The sequence below is a fragment of the Alcanivorax sp. genome (assembly GCF_040119285.1).
GTDB lineage: Bacteria > Pseudomonadota > Gammaproteobacteria > Pseudomonadales > Alcanivoracaceae > Alcanivorax.
The window spans coordinates 19,162-44,152 of record NZ_JBEDTY010000038.1; the positions used below are offsets into that span (position 1 = coordinate 19,162).

Consider the following 24,991-nt stretch of genomic DNA (forward strand, 5'->3'; position numbering starts at 1 on the left):
ACCACTAACAGGACCTGACATGAGTATCAAAAAAGGCCTCCTTTTCACTGCCCTAGCCGCACTGATTGCCTGCTACTTTGTTTTTGATCTCGGCCAATATTTCAGCCTGGATTATATCAAGCAGCAGCAAAGTGCCTTTGATGCTCTCTATCATGATAATCCCGCGCTCATTCTCGGCGGCTTCTTCGGGCTATATGTGCTGGTCACCGCATTGAGCCTACCCGGCGCTGCCATCATGACCCTGGCAGCCGGGGCGCTGTTCGGTTTCTGGATCGCTCTGGTGATGGTTTCATTTGCCTCCTCTGCCGGCGCGACCTTGGCATTCTTGGCATCGCGCTTTTTATTCCATGATGCGGTCCAGAGCCGCTTCGGCGAACGGCTGAAAAAACTCAACGAAGGGGTTAAGAAAGAAGGCGCATTTTATCTTTTCACTCTGCGTTTGGTGCCGGTGGTGCCGTTTTTTATCATTAACTTGGTAATGGGGTTAACGCCCATCAAAGCACGCACCTTCTACTGGGTCAGCCAAGTCGGCATGCTGGCGGGCACGGCTGTCTATGTGAACGCCGGCACCCAACTCGGCCAAATTGACAGTCTTAAAGGGCTGCTGTCAGTAGAACTCATCGGCGCCTTTGTGTTGCTCGGCATATTCCCCTGGATCGCCAAGGGCATCATGTCTCGCTTGCAGGCACGCAAAGTCTATAAAGGCTGGAAGAAACCGAAACAATTCGACCGCAACCTGATCGTTATCGGGGCAGGGTCCGCAGGCCTAGTAAGCGCCTACATTGCCGCCACCGTGAAAGCGAAAGTGACCCTGATCGAAAAACACAAAATGGGTGGCGACTGCCTGAACACTGGGTGCGTACCCTCCAAGGCATTGATCAAAAGTGCCCGTGTTGCATTCAATGACAAGCAAGCCGAAAAGTACGGTTTCGAGTCTATCAATAGCCGCTTCCGCTTTTCCCGCATGATGGAGCGGGTCCAACAGGTGATCGAGAAAATTGAACCCCATGATTCCGTGGAGCGTTATAGCGAACTGGGGGTGGACTGCCGCCAAGGTGAAGCGCGCTTCCTCTCGCCCTGGGAAGTGGAAATCCGCAACGGCGATCACGTACAAACCCTCACCGCCCGCAGCATTATTATTGCCTCCGGCGCCCGCCCCTTTGTGCCACCGATTCCGGGCATCGAAGACGTCGGTATCCTCACCTCCGACAACCTTTGGCAGATTGAAGAACAGCCTAAACGACTGATGGTACTGGGTGGCGGCCCCATCGGTTGTGAGCTGGCCCAGACCTTTGCCCGCCTGGGCAGCGAAGTCACCCAAATCGAAATGCTACCCCGGCTAATGATTCGTGAAGATGCGGAAGCCAGCGAGATTGTCACCCGCTCACTAAAGGAAAGCGGCGTACACGTACTCACTAATCACAAAGCCGTTCGATTCAGCCAAGAGAACGGAGAGAAAGTATTATTGGTTGAACACGATGGCAAGGAAACTGCCCTGCCTTTTGACCAGGTGCTAGTGGCCGTGGGTCGCAAGGCCAACACTGATGGCCTGGGCCTGGATGCCCTGCAATTGCCCACCGAGACCAATGGCACTATCCAGACCAATGATCGCCTGCAAAGCCGCTACCCCAACATCTATGCCTGTGGCGATGTGGCCGGCCCGTACCAGTTCACCCATACCGCCTCCCACCAAGCCTGGTATGCCAGCGTCAATGCCCTGTTTGGTTTCCTGAAAAGTTTCAAGGTGGATTACCGGGTGATCCCCTGGTGCACCTTTACTGATCCGGAAGTGGCGCACGTGGGCGTCAACGAGCAAGAGGCTGACGAACAAGGGATCGGATACGACGTCACTCGTTACGGGATTGATGATCTGGACCGAGCCATCGCCGACAGTGCGGACCTTGGCTATGTAAAAGTCCTCACCGCCAAAGGCGGCGACAAGATCTTGGGGGTCACCATCGTTGGCCAGCATGCGGGTGAATTGATCAGCGAATATGTGCTGGCCATGAAACACGGGCTGGGCCTGAACAAGATCCTCGGCACTATCCACATTTACCCGACCATGGCCGAGGCTAACAAGTTTGCCGCCGGAGAATGGAAAAAAGCACGCAAGCCTGAAGGGCTGTTACGTTGGGTAGAACGGATTCATAACGTGCGACGATAAGCGGTCTCTGAAGAACACCTTTCATGCTGTGGCAGACCGCGCTTGCATGGCAAAAACCAGTAGGAGTAACTATGTTTATGCGCTTGCTAATATCCTTGTTGTTATTGCTTAGTAGCCCATTACTGGCGTTTGATCACAGTGGCTGGGACACCCTGCTGAAAAAGCACGTCAGCTGGCAACGAAACGGTGTCGCCAGCGCAGTAAATTACGAGGGTATAGCAGCGGAACGAGCGGCTCTTAAGAAATATCTCAACAGCCTCTCCGCAGTGTCTGCCGACGCGTTCTCTCAGTTTAGCAACGACCAGCAACTCGCCTTCCTGATCAACGCCTACAACGCGTACACCATTGAGTTAATTCTGCGAGAACCCGTGCGCCCTGATTCTATCCGCGATATTGGCACCTTTTTCTCCGGCCCTTGGGACCAGCGCTTCTTTACCCTGCTCGGGCAAAAAAGAACCCTTGATGAAGTAGAGCACACACTTATCCGCGGCAACCCAAACCTGAAAGATCCCCGCATTCACTTTGCTGTCAATTGCGCCTCCATCGGTTGCCCTGCGTTGCGCCCGGAAGCCTTTGTCGGTGACCAGCTTGAGCAACAGTTGGCCGATAGCACCCAGCGTTTTCTCCGCGATCGTGAACGCAACCGTTACAACAGCGAAACGGACACCCTGGAGGTTTCGAAAATATTTGACTGGTACCAAGAGGATTTTGCAGAAAGCGCCGGCAGCTTATCCCTTTACCTCCAGCGGTATGCCAATATTTTAGACATCCCCGAGAACCGCCAAACGGCACTGCGGGAGGGCAGTATCAAGGTGCGGTTTTTACCCTACAACTGGTCATTGAACGGCCAGTAAACACGCCCCACCAAGAGGAAAACGGCATGGAGGACGCCTACCACGAAATCCTCACCCGCCCCTTGCGAGGCACGGGCCTATCTTTTAACGGTGCACAGCGGCTCGAACATAGAGCGGCAGCGCGAGCTGCGCTCAGCCTCTCGACGTGCCTCCACCCTTTAAAATAAAAATTCGATCCGCGAGCGGTTAACTCTTCCACTCTCAACTAATTATAAGTATTCCAGCGCCTCAGCCACGTTACTGACGCCGATAATGTCCACCCCGTCTGGCAGCTTTCTAGGCAAGTTGGCTTTCGGCACAATGGCTTTTTTAAAGCCGTGTTTTACTGCTTCATAAAGCCGTTCCTGCCCTTGAGGAACCGGCCGAATTTCCCCGGACAAGCCCACCTCACCAAACACCACCAGCTCGCGCTCCAGCGCCCGGTCACGAAAGCTGGACACAATAGCCAGCAATTGGGCCAAGTCTGCAGCCGTTTCGGTAACCTTCACACCACCCACCACATTCATGAACACATCCTGATCGCCTACCTGAATGCCACCATGGCGATGCAGTACCGCCAGCAACATGGCCAACCGATTCCCCTCCAACCCCACACAGATACGCCGAGGGTTACCGAAGTGGGAGGCGTCCACCAGTGCCTGCAGCTCCACCAGCAGCGGACGGGTTCCTTCCCAGACCACCGTTACCAGAGAACCGGAAGCGATCTCCTCGGCCCGGTTAAGGAAAATGGCGGAAGGATTTTTTACTTCCTTCAGCCCTTCGCCGGTCATGGCAAATACGCCCAGCTCGTTCACCGCCCCAAAACGATTCTTGAGGCCACGCAGGGTACGAAAGCGCGAATCCGTAGATCCTTCCAGCATCAGGGAACAATCAATCATGTGCTCCAATACCTTCGGCCCCGCCAGGGTGCCATCCTTGGTTACATGGCCCACCAGCAGCAGCACTGTTCCCGTCTGCTTGGCAAAGCGAGTCAGAGCGGCAGCACATTCACGAACCTGAGCCACACTGCCCGGCGCCGACTGCAACGCCGCCAGAAACATGACCTGGATAGAATCCACCACCAACACCTTCGGCATTTCCTTGCGGGCCAGCTCCAGGATCTGCTCCACATCCGTCTCCGCCGCCAGTCGCAGTTTTTCCTTGGGTAGCTTCAGGCGGTCAGCCCGCATCGCCACTTGCGACAAGGATTCTTCGCCGGTGATATACAAACAGTTTTGGGAGTCAGAGAGCCTACACAGCGTTTGTAGTAGCAAGGTAGATTTACCCGCACCGGGGTGCCCACCAATCAGAATGGCCGAACCAGGCACCAACCCGCCACCCAGCACTCGATCCAGCTCGCCCATGCCGGAACTGATACGCGGGGTTTCTTCGAGCACAATATCATTGAGATTTTGCACTTCTGACAACTGGCCGGAAAAGCCGCCCCGGCTACCCGCCCCTTTTGATGATGGGGTAACAGGATCGTGGACAAACTCTTGCAAGGTATTCCAGGCATTACAGGCCGGACACTGACCCTGCCATTTGGGAAAATCCGCTCCGCAATCCGTGCATACAAACGCGATCTTTTTCTTGGCCACAAACAAATCCTTCTTGTGTATTGCTATCTACAAAGCCGCGGCAGGAACGTAGCGCAGCGGAGTAATGCACGGAGTGCGGCCCCAAAGGGGTGAGCGCAGCGAATAACGCCGCTTGAGGGGCGAATTCGGGCCTGAAGGAAACAGATCTTTTCCACACAAAGTGCGCAAAAAACGCTGAGGATAAAATGGTTTACTCTGAGCGTTCAGCACGCTCTGTGATGAATTCGCACTTGATGTTCGCACCTCAAGCGGGACGCCTAAACTGACCTTCGGATCAGACGATGGTGCGTTCCGGTCTTTGCGTGATCTGGCAGAACAGCTCATAGCTGATTGTCCCACAGGCACGGGCCACGTCATCCACATCGACCACGTCACCCCACAACTCCACCTCATCCCCCACGCTGGCACTCAAGCCGGTCACATCGATGGTGATCATATCCATGGAAACTCGCCCCACCAGCGTCGTAACGACCCCGTTCACCGCTACCGGCGTCCCGCTGGGCGCGTGGCGTGGGTAGCCATCGCCATAGCCCACTGCCACCACCCCGATTTGTCGTGGCTCTGTGGCAGTCCAGGTAGCGCCATAGCCCACGCTTTCACCCGTCTCAACGACATTGATGGCGATCAGGCGCGCACTGAAGCGGTGGCTGACTTGCAAGCCAAGTTCCGCAGCAGTTTGCCAGTCAAACGGCGATGAGCCATACAGCATGATGCCTGGACGCACTTGCTGGGCACGGGCGCGAGGGTAACGCAGCAACGCAGCAGAGTTTGACGCGGATAATGGTAACTGCAACTGCTCTGCTATAGTTCCCGCCAGCAGCAGCTGCTTCTCGGAATGACGATCGTGTTCCACATCCGCACAGGCAAAATGGCTCATCACGCCGACCGGAGCGTTACCCACTTCGCTTAACCGTGCCGCCGCTTCCAAAGCTTCATCCGGGCGCAAACCAAGACGATTCATCCCCGTATTCACTTTCAACCAAATACGTACCGGGCACGGGTTCGCCAACAGCAACGCCACTTGCCACAACGAATGCACCACCACCTCAAGCGAGAGCCGCTCCGCGTCCTGTAGCTCTTTGTCATCGAAGAATCCTTCGGCAACCAGTATTGGCAAGGTTATGCCGTTCTCGCGCAACGCCCTCGCCTCCTCCAGCACTGCCACGCCCAAACCCGACACACTCTCGTGTATGGCCTCTGCCGCTAACAGCAACCCATGGCCATAGCCATTAGCCTTAACCATGGCAAACACCTGAGCCTCACCGGCCAGCTCCACAGCCCGACGCGCATTGTGCCTCAGTGCGGCAGGGCGAATTTCTACGCGTGTGCCTCTCATAAAAATTGCAGCTCGGCGCCTAGCGGCAGACGGTTAACCTTTAAAAAAACCGACGGCGCATTCTGCATCCAACCGCCTTCATTCTGCATTTTATTCATCCCCTGCGGCCAACTGCGCATAATATTCCGGGGCCAGGTCATCGAAACGGGTGAACTCACCACGGAAGGCGAGGCGTACGGTGCCGATAGGACCATTACGCTGTTTGCCGATAATAATTTCGGCGACACCGCGCTCATTAGTGTCCTTGTTATACACCTCGTCGCGATACAGAAAAACGATCAAATCCGCATCCTGCTCAATCGCCCCGGATTCACGCAGATCCGACATGACCGGGCGTTTGTTGGGGCGTTGTTCCAGCGAGCGGTTCAACTGGGAGAGCGCCAGCACCGGGCAATTCAGCTCCTTAGCGATCCCTTTTAGGGAGCGGGAAATTTCCGAGATTTCGTTCACCCGGTTTTCCACCCCAGGCACCTGCATCAGCTGCAGGTAATCGACCATGATCAGGCCCAGCTCACCGCCACATTCGCGCGCTACCCGACGAGCACGGGCACGCATCTCCAGCGGGCTCAGTGCCGGGGTATCATCAATAAAAAAGCGTTGCTCACTGAGCATGTGAATGGCAGACGTAATGCGCGGCCAATCATCCTTTTCCAGATTACCGGAACGAATTGCCCCCTGATTGATGCGGCCCAGCGAGGACAACATCCGCATTACGATGGACTCCGCCGGCATTTCCATGGAGAACACCAGCACGGGCTTGTTACTCTTGATCGCCACGTTTTCACACAGGTTCATGGCAAAGGTGGTCTTACCCATGGAAGGCCGGCCCGCAACCACGATCATGTCCGCCGGCTGCAGGCCCCCGGTCATTTTATCCAACTCTTCAAAACCAGACGTCAGGCCGGTAAGTGAGCTCTTCGTTTTGTACAGCTCATCAATCCGATCCACTGCTTTTTTAAGCACTGATTTGATGTTCTGCGGGCCATCGCCTTTTTTCTGCTGCTCAGCAATCTTGAAGATGGAGGATTCCGCTTCATCAAGAATTTCCAGTGACTTGCGGCCCTCTGTATTAAACGCGCTGTCTGCCACCTTGTGGGACACATTGATCAACTGCCGCAGGATGCTGCGCTCACGGACAATATCCGAATAGGCGGTAATGTTAGCCGCACTGGGAGTGTTGCGGGCCAACTCAGACAGGTAGGTCATGCCGCCGATGGATTCCAACTGGCCCAGGTTATTCAGCGCCTGGGAGACGGTAACCAGGTCACTGGGGTTTTCTTCTTCCACCAGCTGGGCAATCACCTCGAAAATCTGGCGATGCTCCTTACGGTAAAAGTCCCTCGCGCCAACGCGCTCGGCCACATCATCCCAGGCGCTGTTATTGAGCAGCAAACCACCCAGCACCGCCTGCTCCGCCTCCACAGAGTTGGGGGGAATACGCAGGTTTTCAGGCAGATGTTTGTCCAGCGACATGGGTTCATTCATAGCAATAACTACAGCCAAGTTTTGAGCTACAAGCTACAAACCATAACAAGAAAGAAGGCATAATCATTTGAAAGGCCTTATCCATGCCCAAACGCTAGGCGCGGCGGCTGGCATCCAAACTTAAGAGGCATTCTGGTCGCGTTGCAGTTTTCTGCTTGTAGCTACCATTAAAAAGGGCACTGTCCTTTCAGACAATGCCCTGATTCTGTCACCGCACCCCCGCAGGGGCAAACCGGTTGTCAGTTCTGTCGATTACTCGGCAGGAACCACAGCCAGCTTGATGGCCACAGTGACCTCGGCGTGCAACGCCAGGTCAATTTCGAACTCACCGGTGGTGCGCAACGCACCATGAGGCAGCTTCACTTCTGCTTTTTCAACATCCACGCCAGTGGAAGAAGAAATGGCTTCCGCGATGTCGCGGGTGCCCACAGAACCAAACAGCTTGCCTTCGTCACCAGCTTTAGCGGCGATGGAAACGGTGGTTTCGTTCAGCTTCTCGGCGCGTTCCTGGGCAGCACCCAGCTGCTGTGCAGCGTGCTTTTCCAGCTCAGCACGACGCTGTTCCACTTCAGCCAAATTGGCTTTGGTGGCAGGCAGCGCTTTGCCTTGCGGGATCAGGAAGTTACGGCCGTAACCAGAACGTACGTCTACAACTGCGCCCAAATCGCCCAGGTTCTTGATCGTTTCCAGCAGGATCACTTGCATGATGGTCCCCTCGGCTTAATTGTCGTGGCTGTCAGAGTACGGCAGCAGCGCCAGGAAGCGAGCCTGCTTAATAGCAGAGGCCAGCTGACGCTGGTAGCGTGCCTTGGTGCCGGTGATACGGCTGGGCACGATCTTGCCAGTCTCGGTGATGTAGGCTTTCAGGGTGTCGAGATCTTTGTAATCGATGTACTCAACACCTTCCGCAGTAAAGCGGCAGAACTTGCGGCGGCGATAAAAACGGGCCATTGGATAATCTCCTGTCGAATCCTTAGTTAAGGCTTTGCAGCGTTTGGGCAAGCAATTGCAAACGGTCCCGGGCGTCTCCCTTGTAACCGGCGCGGCTGAGGCATCCGATTACCTTGATTCGCTGACCCTCTTTCAGGCCTGCGGCCTGCTGGGTCATCCCACCTGCCAGAATAACGGCAATGCGGGCCTGGACTTCACGGGGATGTCCGTCTTCCAGTTGCCGAGAGCGATGCTCCAACCAGATTCTCTGGCGGGGCACTCCGGCTGGAGTCAGGGCCACCTTTTCCAAGGTGACGATCACACCAGTGAGTTCGCAGTGGTTGCTTTCCAAAGTTAGCTGGCAGCCCCTTCCTTCTCGTCATGCTTCGCCAGCGGCGACGGCTCAGTAATAGCGTTGTCGCGACGAATTACGAGGTGACGGATTACGGCATCGTTAAAGCGGAAAGTGTTTTCCAGCTCGCCCAGGGTCTCGCCGTCACATTCGATGTTCAGCATCACATAGTGAGCTTTGTGGATCTTGTTGATCGGGTAAGCCAGCTGACGACGGCCCCAATCTTCAACACGGTGGATAGTGCCTTTGCCGTCGGTCACGATCGCGCTGTAGCGCTCGACCATAGCAGACACCTGCTCGCTCTGGTCCGGATGAACCAGAAACACAACTTCGTAATGACGCATGTTAGCTCCTTACGGTTGCGACGCCTCACGACGCCAATTCAGCTTCCCGCCGTGATCACAATCAACGCACGGTGAAGCAAGGAGACCTGCATCCCGGCCCGAAACCGGGGGGAGACGCAGGAAGCGCGCGATTCTATCCTATTGCAGGGGGCAATCTCAAGACATATCCATTGCACTCTAGTCACCACGAACACATGCGTGGATAAAACCCGACTTTACACACGCATACAAAACCCGAGGGCGACCGTAACCCCCTGAAATAAGAGGGAAAAACAATAACGAGACACGGCTATACACACTGTGAGCGAGGCTGCGGCAACAAAAAATGGTTGTGAATCGGGAGGGCGCGCCGCCGGAGCGTTACCGGCAGCAACTTACTGCGTCATTCCACGCTGCGTTGAGCCCGCACCTGAAACAGCATAACCCCAGTGGCAACGGACACATTGAGGCTCTGCACCTCCCCAGCCATGGGTATCTCCAATAACTGGTCGCACTTGTCACGGGTCAGACGCTTTAACCCACTCCCTTCAGCCCCCATCACCACGGCCAGGGATTCCGGGGCCTGGAAGGTAAACAGGGACTCACTTCGTTCTTCTAAAGCCGTGCCAACCACCCAAACCCCTCGATCGCGCAACTGGTCCAGCAGGCTAGCCAAATTACCAATCTCGTAATACGCCAGGCTCTCCGCTGCCCCAACCGCGGTGCGACATGCCACCGGCGTCAGGCCTGCCGCATTACGACGCGGCACAATCACTGCCTGAACCCCTGCAGCATCCGCACTGCGCAGGCAGGCGCCGAGATTATGCGGATCGGTAACGTTTTCCAGAACCAGCAGCAACGGCTTGGCCGGCTTGCCGTCCAGCCACTGCAACAACGCGCTTTCATCCAAAGGACGACGGGGTCGCGCCCGCGCCACGATGCCCTGATTCTGGGGCCCTGCGTGCTTTTCAAGCACCTCGCGCCGAGCTCGCTGGATAGCGATACCGAAACCTTTTGCTGCCTGCATCAGAGCAGCCAGACGCGGATCATCCCGGTCGGCCCGGGTATCCTGAACGAACAGCTCCAGCACGGCCTCCGGCCGATGGCGCAACAGCGCCTCCACCGCATGGAAGCCGGAATACATTAGGGGTTTATTCATAACGAGCCCTGCACACTAAACGCACTACGCAGCAACCACGAGATACGTCGTGGGAATGGAATCAAAAGGCAGGAACGGCGCTTAAACCGCGCATTAATGCCATCAAGGCACTCCGTCCACGACTCAAGCTCCGCGCCTACGGGCAATGCCGTTAGCTTTTTTTGGTGCGGCGCGCGGCCTTTTTACCGCGGGGCGGGCCCTTGCGCTTGGCCTTAGCCTTAGCCTTAGCTTTGGGGATATCGCCCTTCGCCAACTTTTCCCGTTCGGACTGGCCCGACTCTGCCTTGCCGGCATTCCCAGAACGCCCCCCTCGGCCTCTGCCGCCGGACGGTTTCTTCTTGCTGGCGGCTTTGGGCCGGCCTTTGCCGCTGGGGGTAAAGGACTCCAACTGCAAGTCAATCTTACGGTCTTCCGTGTGCACCGCCGCCACACAGACTGTGACCGCATCGCCCAACCCGAACTGGCGACCAGTACTTTCACCGGTGAGAGTAAGGCTCACTTCGTCAAAGTGGTAGTAGTCGCTATCCAGGTTCGCCACATGCACTAAGCCATCAATATGCAGATCACTAAGCTGCACGAACAACCCAAAACTGGCCACACCACTGATGGCACCCTCAAACACCTGCCCCAGGTGTGCCTCCATGAACTGGCATTTGAGCCAGGACACCACATCACGGGTGGCCTCATCCGCCCGCCGCTCAGTCATGGAGCACTGCTCACCAATGGCCACCATATCCGCCTGGTTATAAGGCAGGATTTTCTGACGCGGAATTTCCGGCAAGTTGCCCGGGTTGTCCACGTGGTTCGGCTCACCATTGCTGCGAATCAGGAAGCGGATGGCGCGGTGCACCAATAAATCCGGGTAACGGCGAATCGGCGAAGTGAAATGGGTGTAGGCCTTGTACGCCAACCCAAAGTGGCCCTTGTTCTCGGCCTCGTACTTGGCCTGGCTCATGGTGCGCAACATCATGGTCTGGATCACGTTGCGATCCGGGCGTTCCAGAATTTCTTCGCGCAGGTCCTGGAAGACATACGGCTTTGGCGCCGCCCCTTCCGACCAAGCAATACTCAAGCCCAACCCACCCAGGAATTGCTGCAACTTGCTCAGGCGCTCTTCCTTGGGAGGCTCATGGTTACGGTAAAGCGCCGGTACACCGGCTTTTTCCAGCAATTTGGCGGAACAGATATTGGCGGCCAGCATGGCCTCCTCAATCATGATATGCGCCACATTGCGCTGCACCGGCACAATGGCTTCAATCTTTTTATTCTCGTCGTAAATGATGCGGGTGTCATCGCTGTCGAAATCGATGGCACCGCGCTCTGCGCGACGACGGCGCAGGGCCAGGAACATTTCGTGGAATGACCAGATCATGTCCAGGGACTCATCGTCCAGGCTGGCCACAGTATCCTGCGCCAGCTTGGATTCCGGCTCTTCGATGATCGCGCCGACCTTGTTGTAGGTCAGACGGTGCCGCGAGCGCATCACCCCTTCACGGAAAATAAACCGGGTGAGACGACCGTTGGCAGAAATCTTCATGTCGCAGTACAGACACAGGCGGTCCACATGGGGGTTCAGTGAACATAGCCCGTTGGACAGCGCTTCCGGCAGCATCGGAATGACCCGATTGGGGAAATACACGGAGTTACCGCGTTTGGCCGCTTCCTGATCCAGCTCGGAGCCGGGGTGCACATAATGGCTCACATCGGCGATGGCCACGATCAGACGCCAGCCACCACGGGGACGACGCTCTACATAAACCGCATCATCGAAATCACGGGCGGTTTCGTCATCAATGGTCACCAGCGGCAAATCGCGCAAATCCACCCGGTGTGCCTTGGGCTTATGGGGAACCTTATCAGCAAATTTTTCGGCGGCGGCTTCCACGCCTTCCGGCCAGACATGGGGAATTTCAAAGCGGCGTAGCGCCACTTCTACTTCCATGCCGGCTTCATCCGGGGTGGCAATAATCTCTTCCAGGCGCACCAGCACATGGTGATCGCGGCTGGGGTACTGGGTAATAGTGGCGCGAACATGGTCGCCGGGGTTTGGCTTGATGCCGTTCTTGTCCTCGATCAGGACTTCTTTGGTGATGCGGCGGTTTTCCGGCTCGATAAAGCTGATCCCCGCTTCCTGGGAATAGCGGCCAATCACTTCCGTGGACACACGTTCGGTGATTTCGACGATCCGGGCTTCTTTCTTGCCAAAGCGGTTATAGCCCGCATTGCTGACCAGCACCCGGTCCCCGTCCATGACGTTTTCCATCTGCCGGGGGGCGAGAAACAGGTCTCCCTGGGTCTTGTCGTCCGGAATCAGGAACCCAAAGCCATCTTTATGGCCCTGTACCCGACCGGCGATCAGATCCATTTTGGACACCACGCCAACCTTGCCGTTGCGGTTCTGAACCAGCTGGGCATCACGGAGCATGGCCTTGATACGGCGATCCAGCCCGACTTCGCCCTCTTCATCCACTTCCAGCAGCTGTGCCAGCAGCTCAAACGACAGGGGCTTACCCTGATCATTGAGCACATCCAGAATCAGCTCCCGGCTGGGAACAGGGTTTTCGTACTTTTCCGCCTCTCGGTCGGCATGGGGATCGCTATAGCGTTTTTTTGAGGTCATCGAAGATTTTTTCGAAAAGGAATTTGACATTGGCCCATCATATACTAGAATGCACCCGCTTTCGCGATGAACGGCTAATAAATTTAGCCCACGCATAGCGAAGCCGAGGTGGTGAAATTGGTAGACACGCTAGCTTCAGGTGCTAGTGCTCGCAAGGGCGTGGAGGTTCAAGTCCTCTCCTCGGCACCAATTAAGAAAGAGGGCTCCCAGACGGGGGCCCTTTTTCGTTTCGGGCCCTGCCCAACCCCCAATCACTGATAGCGCAGGTCCATATGACACTCCTTCGCCCCGTGATCGCTGCACTTGTGCTGGCCTGTGGCCTGGCCCTGGCTCCCGTGGCCACCTACGCCGACCCAGGCAATTCGGCGCAAAGCCCCGAATCTGTCCACCCGGCCATTCAGCAGGCCGACGCTCACCGGGAGAAAGAAGCCCGCCGCAAACGCTACCTGCTGTTTTTCCCCATCGCCGTGGTCGGCGTCACCCTGGCACTGATTGTGATTACCCGCCGCAAGTAAACACCACCACACTCAGTGGTGGTGCGGCCCCCCCTGCATCGGCTTACCGTCTGCCTGGTAGAAACCACTGGCGCCATGCTCGACAAACCCCAACGCAATCATTTTCCGCAGGAAAGGATCGGCTTCATTGTCGCCAATATCAGCGAAATCGGTACTGGGCCATTTTCTCCACCGATCAAACGTATCACTCATTGATTCTCGCTGAAGAGACACCAGCTGCCATTGCTGGGTCCTATCCGCCACCCGGGCAGGCACGCCTACCCGCTCCAGCCACAGCACCTGGCCATACTCCACATTCTGATATGCCTGCACCGGGCACCCCAGCACCACGGCATCACCGCCTTCCACTCGGGCAAAACCCGCGTCTTCAGGCTGCGGCCAGCCAGTCACCCCCTGCCAACGGGTTTCTTTTCCCAACGCCCTCAGATCGCCTGCCGGATACCAGATGGAACGCTCATAGCCGGGAAAAGAACGCAGCAGCGATGCACTTTCTGCCTCTTTCTTCCAGACGCTGATCACATCCCCACGCTGCCAGGCCACCTGATTGCCGGAACGATAAAAATCCACCTGGTGACGACCTTCTTCCGAAAAAACCTGATAGCGGGCATGCAGCACCTGCCCTTCTCCCTGAAGGGAACCGTCAACACATTGTGCGCAAACCTCACCCGCCAACATCAAACTGACCAAGGCCCATAGAATTTTCATTTTTTCACTCCATAAAAAACGGGCACCCTGGCGGGCGCCCGTGAATCTTGCAGGGAAAGACTATTTCGGCAGCAAGCCACCAGCGTGAGCCATGACATGGAAGATCAGGCTTTGCTCATTGGTCCCCGTCAACAGATGCGCCCCCGGGCCTCGTGCCCAAACACCGACATCTTCCCCGGCATGGGTCTCGCTACCCAATGGCACCAGCGCTTCCTGGTGATAACCGGAAGCCTCGGTGTCCACCGCCGTCAAATCCTTGCGGCCAGCATTCGGGGCACCGCCATAAACCGCGTCAGCGTCAGTTTCATTCCCCAGGTCGGCAAAACCCAAGCCGTTGGTATAACCGAGCGTGGTATAAGGCATATTGTCTGATGCCAGCGTCGGGGTGCTTTCCGGCTCACCGCTGCCATTATTGGTCACGACCTTACCGAGAATCGGATTCCCCCGAGTGGGGTAACCCGCAATAGTGAACACATGGCTGTGGTCGGCGGTAACGATTATCAAGGTGTCTTCCGCACTGGTCTTGTCCATGGCAGCCTGCACCGCATTAGAAAACTCCACCGCATCAGTCAACGCGTTATAGGCGCTGCCGGCATGGTGACCGTGATCAATACGCCCGGACTCCACCATCAGGAAATACCCGTCCTCATTCCGGGAAAGCACATCGATACTTTTTTCCGTCATCTCTGTCAGCGAGGGCTCATCCTTGGCGTTCGCGGTTCGGTCTGCGTCGTAGCTCATGTGGCTACTGGTAAACAAGCCCAGCACCTGCCCCACCGTGGCGGCATCCACCGCATTAAGCTCGGCACCGGTTTCCACATAGGAACCGGACGGGTGTGCGGTTTTCCATTCCGCAGTCAGATCTCGGCCATCAGTACGCTTACCGCCATCGACATCCGAAATAAAATGACGGCGACCGCCCCCCATCACCACATCAATGCCATCGCCAATATCAAACGAGACCAGCTGATCGGCGATATCCTTACAACCACTGGTGGCAGCTTCTGCCGTCAACCCATCATCCGATTCCCAGTTACGCTCCGGGCTTTTCGCATAGGTTGCTGCCGGAGTGGCATGGGTAATGCGCGCAGTAGAGATGACCCCCGTGCTTTTGCCCATATCTTCCGCCAGCTCCAGAGCAGTCACCAGCTCCTTTCCCTGACTGGAAGCACAATCAGCCCGCACCACTTCCTCACTGACACCGAGCACGCCAGCTTTGGTTTTTACACCGCTCATCATGGCCGTCATGGTGCCCGCCGAATCCGGGGTCTGCTGGTTGGTATTGTACGTTTTCACCAAACCGGTAAAGGGCATTCTTTCAAAGCTGAGTTGGTACTCTTCACCGTCAAGCCCCTGCATTTGCCCTGCCAGGATTCGCGCGGCGGTGACGGTAGAAATACCCATACCATCGCCCACAAAGAGGATCACATTTTTCGCCGCACCCGCAGCGTTAACGACCTTTCGCTCGGCGGCAGCATCCACCTTCGCTTCAGCTTCGGTGTACCACTCACTAGAAAGCTGATCACTACTGAAGGACAGCGGACTGCCTCCGCCAGTGTCGCCACCCGCAGTGCCACCATCATCACTATCGCTGCCACCACAACCGTAGAGCAGTACCGAGGCCGAGATTGCCAGAACCAGATATTTCATTTTCATTGTCATGCTCCTTTTATTCGGCCGGGGTCAGCGCGGTGGCGCGGGTCATGATATGGAACAAGGTGTTCTGCTCCACGTTACCCTGAACCAGCCAGGAATCAGCGCCGATAGCGTGCAGGGAAATGTCTTCACCCGCATGGGTTTCAGATCCCATGGGCACCAGTGCTTCCTGGTGATAACCCGGCGTTTCCGTATCCACACCGCTCAGATCCTGACGACCACTCAGGGGCGCGCTGGCATAACGTGCATCGGCATCGGTTTCCGCGCCCAAATCCGCATAGCCAAGGCCGTTGGTATAACCCAGCGTAGTGTAAGCGTTGCCGTCTGAATCACCCGTGGGAGCCGCTTCCGGAGCGCCCGCGCCATCATTGGTGACGACTTTGCCCAGAATGGGGTTGCCTTTAGTCGGGTAGCCCGCAATGGTAAAGACATGGCTATGGTCAGCCGTCACCAGAATCAGGGTGTCATCCAAATCCACCTTGTCGACCACAGCCTGAACCGCGTCGGAAAATGCCACTGCATCGTGCAAGGCATTGTAGGCATTGCCGGCATGGTGGGCGTGGTCAATACGGCCGCTTTCCACCATTAGAAAATAGCCTTCTTCATTTTTTTCCAACACGTCTACAGCCGCGACAGCCATGTTGCCAACGGTGGGCTCATCCGCACCACTGGCCTGCCGGTCTGCGTCGTAACTCATGTGCGAAGAAGTGAACAACCCCATTAGCTTATCGGCATTGGCCAGATCTGCCGTGGCCAGTTCATTACCGGTTTCTACATACAGGGCGGTGCTATCCGAATTCTCATAACGGTCCAGCCATTCCTGTGTCAGGTCACGGCTGTCCGCACGCTTGCCTCCATCGGCAGCGGGAAGGAAATGGCGCCGCCCTCCCCCCAGCACTACATCAATACCGTCGCCTAAATCGTAGGACACCAACTGATCAGCAATATCCTTGCAGCCATTGGCTTTCGCCTCATCGGTAAGGCTGTCATCGGATTCCCAGTTACGCTCCGGAACCTGGGCATAAGTGGCGGCTGGCGTGGCGTGAGTGACCCGGGCAGTGCTCACCACCCCGGTTGACCGACCGGTGGCTTCCATCAGGTCTAGAAAGGTGTACAGCTCGTTGCCCTGGGACGAGGCGCAATCACCGCGCAGGCCATCGCTGCTGATATTGATCATGCCCGCTTTATTCTTGATACCACTCATCATGGCGGTCATCGTGCCGGCGGAATCCGGGGTCTGCTGGTTGGTGTTATAGGTTTTGACCAGCGCGCTGTAGGGAAACTGCTCGAAAGACAACAGATTTTCTTCCCCATCACTGCCATCCAGCTGCCCTTGCAGGATTCGCGCAGCGGTGAGGGTAGAAATCCCCATGCCGTCACCCACAAACAGGATCACATTTTTAGCTTTTACGTCATGGCGTTCCTGAGCCATTTTCTCAGCAACCTGAGACTGGCCATCAGCAAACCACTGGCTGGATATCTGATAAGAGGGTACGGACACGCTGGCGCCATGAGCAGCAGTAACGACCCCTACTGCAAGGCCAGTCAGCGCCACCCGCAAAATGCGTTTGGACATGAAAAATCCCCGATATTCGATGAATGAACGAGGCACCATCTAACCGGGGTTTTGTTTCATTTTGATCACAGGAAATCGACAGCTTCGTGTTTTGTGAACAAGCTTCAATTATGTGCTGACAGGCACCTGCATAAAGAGCATACACCATAAAAAAAGGGCAACCGAAGTCACCCTTTTCCGTTCTCTTATCTTACGCAAGCGCGTTACGCGAACGGGTGCCGCTTGATGATGGTTTCCACCCGGTCCGGGCCAGTGGAAATAATATCGATGGGCGCGCCGGTGATTTCCTCGATGCGCTGCAGGTAAGCCTTGGCGTTGGCCGGCAGATCGTCTTCCGACTTCACGCCCAGGGTGGATTCACTCCAGCCCGGCAGGCTCTCGTAAACCGGCTTCACTTCTTCGTAGCTGTCCGCATCCCAGGCGCACTCCAGCGAGTGGCCGGCCGCATCCTGATAGCCCACACAGATGTTGATTTCCTCCAGGCCGTCCAGCACGTCCAGCTTGGTCAGGCACAGGCCGGTGATGGAATTGATCTGGATGGAGCGTTTCAGCGCCACCGCATCGAACCAGCCACAGCGACGGGCGCGGCCGGTGGTGGAACCGAACTCGTGACCTTTCTCGGCCAGGTAACGGCCATTTTCGTCAAACAGCTCGGTGGGGAACGGACCGCTGCCCACCCGGGTGGTGTAGGCCTTGGTAATACCCAGCACGTAGTCCAGGTATAGCGGGCCGAACCCGGTACCGGTGGCAGTGCCACCGGCAGTGGTGTTGGAACTGGTCACGTACGGGTAGGTACCGTGGTCGATATCCAGCAGGGTGCCCTGGGCGCCCTCGAACATGATGTTTTCGCCGCGCTCGCGGGCACCGTGCAGCACAGCAGTCACATCGGTGACCATGCTGCGCACGTCTTCGCCCAGCTGCAGGGTTTCATCCAGGGTTTTCTGGAAATCCACCGGCTCGGCATTGTAGTAGCTGCGCAGAACGAAGTTGTGGTAATCCATCACTTCGCCCAGCTTGGCGGCAAACAACTCACGCTGGTACACATCACCCAGGCGCAGGCCCCGGCGAGCCACCTTGTCTTCATAGGCAGGGCCGATGCCACGGCCGGTGGTGCCGATTTTCTTGTTGCCTCGGGCCGCTTCGCGGGCCTGATCCAGTGCCACGTGCACAGGCAGGATCAGCGGGCAGGCCGCCGACAGACGCAGGCGCTCGCGTACCGGCACACCCTGATCTTCCAGGCCACCGATTTCCTTGAGCAAAGCCTCCAGGGAAAGCACCACGCCGTTACCGATCAGGCACTGCACATCTTCACGAAGAATGCCTGACGGAATCAGGTGCAGGACCGTCTTCTTGCCATCGATCACCAGGGTATGGCCGGCGTTATGGCCGCCCTGAAAGCGGGCCACCAGTGAGGCCTGATCGGTCAGCAGATCGACGATCTTGCCTTTGCCTTCATCACCCCACTGGGTGCCGAGAATGACTACGTTCTTACCCATGATTGCTTGCTGCCATCTGTTCAGGAAAAAGGAAATTCGGTTTAAAGGTCGGTCACAACCCAGCCATCGGCCTGGGCGACCAGGCGACGCTGGCATCCCAGCTCGGCCGGGTCATTATCGGCGCCGGGCAAGGCCAGCACCACGCGCTCACCCTGCTCACGCAGGGCGGCAACGGTGGTCGCAAAGGTGGCGTCCTGCAGCGAACCTTCCGCCAGAATACCGGTGAGCGCGGCAGATTCCGCCCGCTCCGCCAGCATCTTCAAATCTGCACTGAAGCCGGTGGCCGGACGGGCCCGGCCAAAGACTTCGCCAATGTGGTCGTAACGACCGCCCTTGGCCACCGGCTCACTCTCACCGGGCAGGTACGCCGCAAACACGCAACCGGTGTGATAGTGGTAGCCGCGCAGCTCACCCAGATCCAGGTGCAACTGCACACCGCGGGCACCCAGCACATCGACCAGCACGGCCAACTCATCCAGTGCCGCCATAGCACCCGGGAAAGGCGACAGCAGCGCCCGTGCTTCGGTCAGCACGTCCACGCCGCCCGCCAACCAGGGCAAGGCTGCCAGGGCTTTACCGGCAGCGGCGGGCATATCATGGCTGGCAATGAAGGTGTCCAGCTCTACCCGCGCCTTGCGGACATAAATGTCTTCCAGCTGGCTCTGCTGACTGTCACTCAAGTCACAGCTGTCGAGCAGGCCACGGAACAACCCCACGTGCCCCAGATCCAACACCACATGATGGTCCACACCTGACAGGGTCAGCGTTTCCAGCAGCAGCGAGATCACTTCCAGGTCACTGTCGGTGCCAGAATGACCGAACAGCTCCACGCCCAGCTGATAAGGCAGGCGCGTGCCACCGGCCACAATCGGGCGGGTACGCAGGGCGCTGGAGCAGTAACAAAGGCGGGAAGGAGCATTGCGGCGCAGACTGTGGGCATCCATACGCGCCACTTGCGGAGTAATATCCGCACGGACACCCATCAGGCGCCCGGTGAGCTGGTCGGTAATCTTGAAGGTTTCCCGCTCCAGATCACGGCCACCGCCGTTCAGCAGGGATTCCATGAACTCGATCAACGGCGGAAAGACAAGTTCATAGCCCCAGCGCTGATACAGATCCAGCGTCTGACGACGCAGCTGCTCGATGGCCCGGGCGCGACCCGGGAGGACTTCTTCTACCCCGTCGGGCAGTAGCCACTGTTCTTCCTGATTCATCATTTACGACCGCATCAGTAATAACAGGCCCGCACCCAATACCATGAGCACCAGCCCCATAATTCGCAGCAGGCGACTATCCAGACGCGCCACCTGAAGTGCTGCCTGGCGCGCACGCATAGGCGCCAGAAACAGCGGAAGGCCTTCTATGATCAACACCAGACAAAGCGCCTTGATCAATAAACTGAAATCCATTGTTCCTGCCAGACAGCCACAAAAAAACCGGGAGCCTGCGCGCCCGGTTGCGGCATTCTACCACGGTCTCCCCGTGGCAGATAGGTTACCGACGGATGGATCGCCGTGGCCAAATCCGCTACGGATTCACCCGCACATCGTAGCGGACAACCCCTTGATTCCCCGGCAATAACTGCCCGGAGAACAACCACTGCAGCGCCCCCTCATAACCCGGCCCGTTGCTGCCATCCGGCGTACTCAGGCTACAGCCAGACAGATCGTCCGGCAGCGCGGCCGGGCACACAGCCGCCGCATTCAGGGCGCTGAATGCGGGCGTGCTGTCGTTCACCGTTACCTCGGCCAACGCCTTGGCGCCCTGATTGCTGAAGATCAGGCGGTAACGGAGCACGTCTCCAGGGGCGGCCTGGTTTGCCGTGCCATCACTGCTGTCCACATCATCCGCCGTGCCCTGTACGCCGTCCGGCCCGATGTTGCGCACCTGTTTTTCAAGCCGCAACTTGCCTGCAGAAAGACGGGTGGTATCGCGCACCTGCACCTGCGCCTGCAAACCGGTCCCCGTAAACGCCTGAGACGCCAACAAGGGCCGGGAATGCAGCGCATCCAGAGGCGCATCCGCCGGCGCAAAGACTTTCACCAGCAGGCAAACGCTATCGCCGGCCTGCACGGCAACGCCGGTCACCGGCTGAGCGGCCTCCCCGCTATCCAGAACACCATTACAGTTACTGTCCCGATAGAGCGTGTCCGTCCAGGCCGGGGCAGCGGGTACCGTGTCAGCCGCCCCAAGAGTGAAGTCCACAGTCCCGGCAGTGCGAGCGGTAAAACGATGCTCGTAGAACAGGCTGCTGCCCGCATCCACAACCCCCTGGCGATCCGGTTCCAGCACCGGCAGCCCCACATCGCCAAACAGAATGTCACTCCAGACGGTGCCGCTGGACGGCACCGATAATGTCATGGTGTCGTCATCGGCAGCACCAACGGCAAGGCTTGCACCACCGGCGCCCGCATTTTCGCTGATCGACTGATAGCCGTTGGGTGTCTGGACCAGCAGACAGGCAGCCTTACCCACATCCGCTAACGGCGGGGTCAATGCCCAGGCCCCATCGCCGTCCGTGGTGGTCTCCGCCAGCACCGTATCCGTCTGTGCGCACACACCATCGTGATCCGCATCGTGGTAGAGACGCACAGGCAGATTGGCCAGCCCGGGTTCGTCATCCCCCTTGTCACCATCGTGCGCCACCGCACCGGTACCATTATCCTCGAACACCCACCCCGAGAGCGTCCCCGCCGTATTGGCCGAGGCCACGGAGACCTTGTAATCCTCCACTTCACCATCGAACACCACCTGACCGCCAGCGGCCACGTCCGGCGTGCTGGACAGACGGAAGCGGGCATAGGTATCACCGATAAAGGCACCGGGCGGAACGAATACGCTCAGCTCAATGGTGCCGTTAGCCGGATTACTGTCCTGGGTATCGTTGTCGCGCACATTCAGAGCCACCTGCTCACTGGCATCGTCAAAATCGTTATCCCGATTCCAGTCGATCCAGCCTTGCACGAAATTGGTGCCTGCAGTCTGTTCTGTCAGAGTGATCGAGATCACCGCGTTACCGCCGGGAATCAGTGGGGAAAAACTGACACCGTCTTCTTCCGGACCATCCGCATCCGCGTTGGCCGAGTTCTGGTCGGCATCTTCCGGGTCCGGGCCGGTATCCCCCAGGTAAGGAACAGCAGGCTGCAAGGTGGCTACGGTGAGTGTATTCACATCCGTATCCGTCTGGGGCTTGCTGCCACCGGTGGCGTCCCTGCGCGACACATGGCCGCCGCTTTGCGGGTAACCACCGGCAATATCACCATGATCCACCTGCAGGAAAACCCCGAACGCGACCGCCTGGACACCAGAGCCATTCACGATATGAGAGGTGCGACGGGCATCTTCGGTTAAGCCCAGAACCGTGCCGGTCCCAATGGGCAAGTCGCCGGTGGTCAACACCATGCGCTGATTGGCATTTTCAAAGCGCACCTTCAAGTCCGACGCAGGCGACACCGAGAAAATTTCCCAGGGCTGGCCATCGGTTTCCCATGTGAGGCTTTCGTTCTGATCGGTGTCTTCCGCATCAGCCGCAATGATGTCGGCCGGCACCCGCTGACCATTGAGGTAAACCTGCCAATCAATATCAAACGCTGGCGCCAGCCCGTTGGTGTTGGACAACCCGATGGGGTTCACGCCCTGATAAAGATCATCCAGGCGGTCGCCAGACCAGCTGCCGGTGTTATAGACATTGACCGCATCAGTCAGGTTGTCCAGCGTGGCGCGAATTTCCACCGGACCAAACACCCAGCTCTTGCGAACAATTTCCCCGGCCTGGTAGTTATTGCGAGCACCACAGGACCAATCCAGCCAATAGATCGCATCGCGAAAATCACCGGCGCCACCACTGGCAATGCCGCCGCCGGTAGCCTCGGATCCCTGCGGGCAGCTGACCGCCGCCCGGGTAGACACCTGGTAATCCTCCACCTCACCATCATCCGCCCCTTCATAGGGATCGATAGAGGGCGTGGTAGACCAACGGAAACGGGTAATCACATCATTGGCATTCACTGTGCCGGTTGCCGCACTCGCTATGATATCTATCTGCCCATCGCCATCGGTGTCCTGAAGGTCCTCGGCGATCTGTTCTCCGGCGTCATCAAAATCCCCGTCCTGATTCCAGTCCACCCAGGCTTGCAGATACCCTCCAGCCCCTTCCACAGTCACGGTAATCGGATCGATACTCGGCAGCACAGAGGGGAAGATCACCCCGTCATCCAGTCCATCTGCGCTGGCATTGGCATCGTTATAGCTGCCGGCATCTTCAGTCACCCCGTTACCAAGATAAATGCCATCGACAATGATATGTGAAGGAAATTTGTAGCTGGCGGGCGCGTCACCATAGTCCACCAGCGATTGTGGCGGTGCATCAATCAGACACACCTTCTGGAGATTGCTGGAACCGCCAGTCGATGCGGTAAACCCGAAGAACACATTGGGATCACCGCCAAAGACATCATTCAGGAAATCACGGGTTACCACGGTAACCAGGCTGCCATCGAAGAAATACTGAAGCTGATTACTGACCGGGTCCCAGTTCAGTTGCACCGTATGCCAGTCACCATCTTCGATATTCCCCAGATCCACCACCTCACTGTACCGGCTACTCGCCCCGCCCCCGGCAGAGTCACTGTAATTCAGCGGGTTATAGATCATCGTATGATCATTGCCGATATCGTTGTAATTAGAGCCATTCTGGTAGGTATCAAATTCCACCGCGACCGCCGGCTCCAGACCGCCCACACCCAGTGCGCCACCGAAATTCCCTACAGCCGAACTCCCGTCCGGATCATTCTGGAAAGCAAAGGCAATACCATCCGCACCCGAAGCATTCTTCGTACCCAGATACACAGAAAACTCAACGGAAAAAGCGGAAAGCAAACTGATGCGGTTTGCCGACCAGGCAGAGCCGGACTGATTGCCAGTATCCCTGGTCAGCGTGACCTCATTGGTTGAAGTATCAAGAAATGCAGACCCACTCAGCTGCAAGGAATTGGTAACAGCAGCATCACAACTTAACGGTGCCGAGGCCACATTTACCGTGTGATCTTCGACTTCACCGTCACCCGCACCACCGGTGGCCGCCAGCCCGGACTGAGACGACCAGCGCAGGCGGGTCCGAGCCGCCCCCGAAGCCGCATTAGCAGGTACATCAACCGCCAACGTCACAGTAGACCCATTATTATCCTGGTCACCGGCACCGTTATTCACCAGATCCGTGGCGACCTGCTCGCTGCTATCGAACACGCCATTAGCATTCCAGTCGATCCAGGCATTCAGGTAACTGGAACCTACTGTCGGCTCATTAACGGCGAGCGTCAGCTGTGCGGATTCCCCCTTGGTAAAACTGATATTGCTGATCGCCCCTTCGTCATCCGCGCCAGTGTTGTCATCCGTGTTGGCCAGATTTGAGTATTCGTTGCCGTTGGCATCATCATCCGGCGGAGTGCTTCCCAGATAACGCGTCACGCTCTGGCCTATGCCATGAATCGCCCGGCCATAGGAAGACGGAGCATCCCCCAGATCCTGGTTCAGGGTAAAGGCCAGCTCTACCGCATCCCCGGAGCCACCGTTGCCTTGCATTTGCACATCAAAAACCAGCGTCGTAAAGGTTCCGCGGATACGCACACTGCCACACGCCGCACCGGCGCTAGCACTGGTATCACATTCACCATCCCAGTTGCTGGCACTGAGATTAACGGAGCCCAAAAAACGCTCACTGTTTTCTACCCGAAAATGACTGACACCAGAAACACGCTGCAGCGAAAGCGCACCATTTGATGCGCTGGTATTCAAGGTCCATGCGGAACTATTGGTTCCAGACGAGAACCCCCCCAGCCGATCCACATGCAGCACTGGATCGGTCACAGGATTGGAAAAGGTAAACGTAATTCGGCGACTACCGCTGCCATTGGGATCAAAAAGCAGTTCGAGCCCGGCGTTGTTCCTGACATTGGGAACATAAGAGGTATTATTTGGCGCGCTCAATGTTGCAGCGCCTCGTAACTCCCAGCCACTAAGACTGGTACTGGCAGGTGGCGCGGACACGGAGACAGAGGTTACGCTCCCGCCTGTGGCACTTTGCGCCGTTGATCCCGAGGTGGACCAGACCCCGGTTTGCGAGGCCTGCCCTTTTTCGCTTAACAGGCACAAGCCCACAAAAAGCGTGGCTATCATCACCTGCACCGCCAGCAGCCGGGCTACCAGCTTGCCTTTATTTTTTTTCGGTCCGGTTGTCTGCATCGT

At 57.2% G+C, this 24,991-nt stretch carries 19 protein-coding genes and 1 tRNA gene; 4 read left to right on the forward strand and 16 right to left on the reverse strand.

Annotated features, from left to right (window positions below):
- Positions 1-19: 19 nt before the first annotated feature.
- Complete coding sequence (locus ABNH10_RS14685) at positions 20-2,164, forward strand: dihydrolipoyl dehydrogenase family protein (RefSeq protein ID WP_349386624.1); 2,145 nt, start codon at positions 20-22, stop codon at positions 2,162-2,164.
- 71 nt (positions 2,165-2,235) lie between these two features.
- A complete protein-coding gene (locus tag ABNH10_RS14690; protein WP_349386625.1) occupies positions 2,236-3,018 on the forward strand; it encodes a DUF547 domain-containing protein in 783 nt (260 codons plus the stop codon).
- A gap of 209 nt (positions 3,019-3,227) precedes the next feature.
- Here ABNH10_RS14690 and radA read toward each other — a convergent pair whose 3' ends face one another.
- The 9 genes from radA to rnr all read right to left on the reverse strand — a co-directional run bounded on the left by radA (position 3,228) and on the right by rnr (position 12,800).
- A complete protein-coding gene (gene radA / locus ABNH10_RS14695) occupies positions 3,228-4,595 on the reverse strand; it encodes a DNA repair protein RadA (RefSeq protein ID WP_349386626.1) in 1,368 nt (455 codons plus the stop codon).
- A 274-nt stretch (positions 4,596-4,869) separates the two neighbouring features.
- Positions 4,870-5,931, reverse strand: coding sequence for an alanine racemase (alr, locus tag ABNH10_RS14700; protein WP_349386627.1), 1,062 nt, complete (start codon positions 5,929-5,931; stop codon positions 4,870-4,872).
- A gap of 90 nt (positions 5,932-6,021) precedes the next feature.
- Positions 6,022-7,416 carry a replicative DNA helicase gene (gene dnaB / locus ABNH10_RS14705; protein WP_349386628.1) on the reverse strand — a complete coding sequence of 465 codons (1,395 nt, stop codon included), beginning with the start codon at positions 7,414-7,416 and terminating at the stop codon, positions 6,022-6,024.
- 252 nt (positions 7,417-7,668) lie between these two features.
- The gene (gene rplI / locus ABNH10_RS14710) at positions 7,669-8,121 is read right to left on the reverse strand and encodes a 50S ribosomal protein L9 (protein WP_011589466.1); all 453 of its coding nucleotides are present in this window, start codon (positions 8,119-8,121) and stop codon (positions 7,669-7,671) included.
- 15 nt (positions 8,122-8,136) lie between these two features.
- Positions 8,137-8,367 (reverse strand): 30S ribosomal protein S18, encoded by a 231-nt coding sequence (rpsR, locus tag ABNH10_RS14715; protein WP_007148676.1) that lies wholly within the window; start codon positions 8,365-8,367, stop codon positions 8,137-8,139.
- A 22-nt stretch (positions 8,368-8,389) separates the two neighbouring features.
- Positions 8,390-8,698 (reverse strand): primosomal replication protein N, encoded by a 309-nt coding sequence (priB, locus tag ABNH10_RS14720; RefSeq protein ID WP_011589467.1) that lies wholly within the window; start codon positions 8,696-8,698, stop codon positions 8,390-8,392.
- Between the two features lie 2 nt (positions 8,699-8,700).
- Entirely contained in the window at positions 8,701-9,042 is a 342-nt protein-coding gene (rpsF, locus tag ABNH10_RS14725) for a 30S ribosomal protein S6 (RefSeq protein ID WP_011589468.1), read from the reverse strand.
- Positions 9,043-9,424: 382 nt separating this feature from the next.
- Positions 9,425-10,180, reverse strand: a complete 756-nt coding sequence (gene rlmB, locus ABNH10_RS14730; protein ID WP_349386629.1) for a 23S rRNA (guanosine(2251)-2'-O)-methyltransferase RlmB — start codon at positions 10,178-10,180, stop codon at positions 9,425-9,427.
- A gap of 151 nt (positions 10,181-10,331) precedes the next feature.
- Complete coding sequence (gene rnr, locus ABNH10_RS14735) at positions 10,332-12,800, reverse strand: ribonuclease R (protein WP_349386630.1); 2,469 nt, start codon at positions 12,798-12,800, stop codon at positions 10,332-10,334.
- A 102-nt stretch (positions 12,801-12,902) separates the two neighbouring features.
- Between rnr and ABNH10_RS14740 the strand changes: the two genes are divergently transcribed.
- Positions 12,903-12,989, forward strand: a tRNA-Leu gene (locus ABNH10_RS14740).
- 83 nt (positions 12,990-13,072) lie between these two features.
- A complete protein-coding gene (locus ABNH10_RS14745; protein ID WP_349386631.1) occupies positions 13,073-13,315 on the forward strand; it encodes a hypothetical protein in 243 nt (80 codons plus the stop codon).
- 12 nt (positions 13,316-13,327) lie between these two features.
- Here the strand turns inward: ABNH10_RS14745 and ABNH10_RS14750 are convergent, their stop codons facing one another.
- The 7 genes from ABNH10_RS14750 to ABNH10_RS14780 form a co-directional block, all read right to left on the reverse strand.
- A complete protein-coding gene (locus tag ABNH10_RS14750; RefSeq protein ID WP_349386632.1) occupies positions 13,328-14,020 on the reverse strand; it encodes a hypothetical protein in 693 nt (230 codons plus the stop codon).
- Positions 14,021-14,080: 60 nt separating this feature from the next.
- Positions 14,081-15,676, reverse strand: coding sequence for an alkaline phosphatase (locus tag ABNH10_RS14755; protein ID WP_349386633.1), 1,596 nt, complete (start codon positions 15,674-15,676; stop codon positions 14,081-14,083).
- A 13-nt stretch (positions 15,677-15,689) separates the two neighbouring features.
- A complete protein-coding gene (locus ABNH10_RS14760; RefSeq protein ID WP_349386634.1) occupies positions 15,690-17,252 on the reverse strand; it encodes an alkaline phosphatase in 1,563 nt (520 codons plus the stop codon).
- 203 nt (positions 17,253-17,455) lie between these two features.
- Positions 17,456-18,748 (reverse strand): adenylosuccinate synthase, encoded by a 1,293-nt coding sequence (locus ABNH10_RS14765; protein WP_349386635.1) that lies wholly within the window; start codon positions 18,746-18,748, stop codon positions 17,456-17,458.
- Between the two features lie 41 nt (positions 18,749-18,789).
- Positions 18,790-19,965: an ATP phosphoribosyltransferase regulatory subunit gene (locus ABNH10_RS14770; RefSeq protein WP_349386636.1), complete on the reverse strand. Its 1,176-nt coding sequence runs from the start codon at positions 19,963-19,965 to the stop codon at positions 18,790-18,792.
- On the reverse strand, positions 19,966-20,157 hold the full coding sequence (locus ABNH10_RS14775) for a DUF2065 domain-containing protein (RefSeq protein WP_290495680.1): 192 nt from the start codon (positions 20,155-20,157) through the stop codon (positions 19,966-19,968).
- 118 nt (positions 20,158-20,275) lie between these two features.
- Positions 20,276-24,988 carry a CshA/CshB family fibrillar adhesin-related protein gene (locus tag ABNH10_RS14780; protein WP_349386637.1) on the reverse strand — a complete coding sequence of 1,571 codons (4,713 nt, stop codon included), beginning with the start codon at positions 24,986-24,988 and terminating at the stop codon, positions 20,276-20,278.
- Between the last annotated feature and the right edge of the window lie 3 nt (positions 24,989-24,991).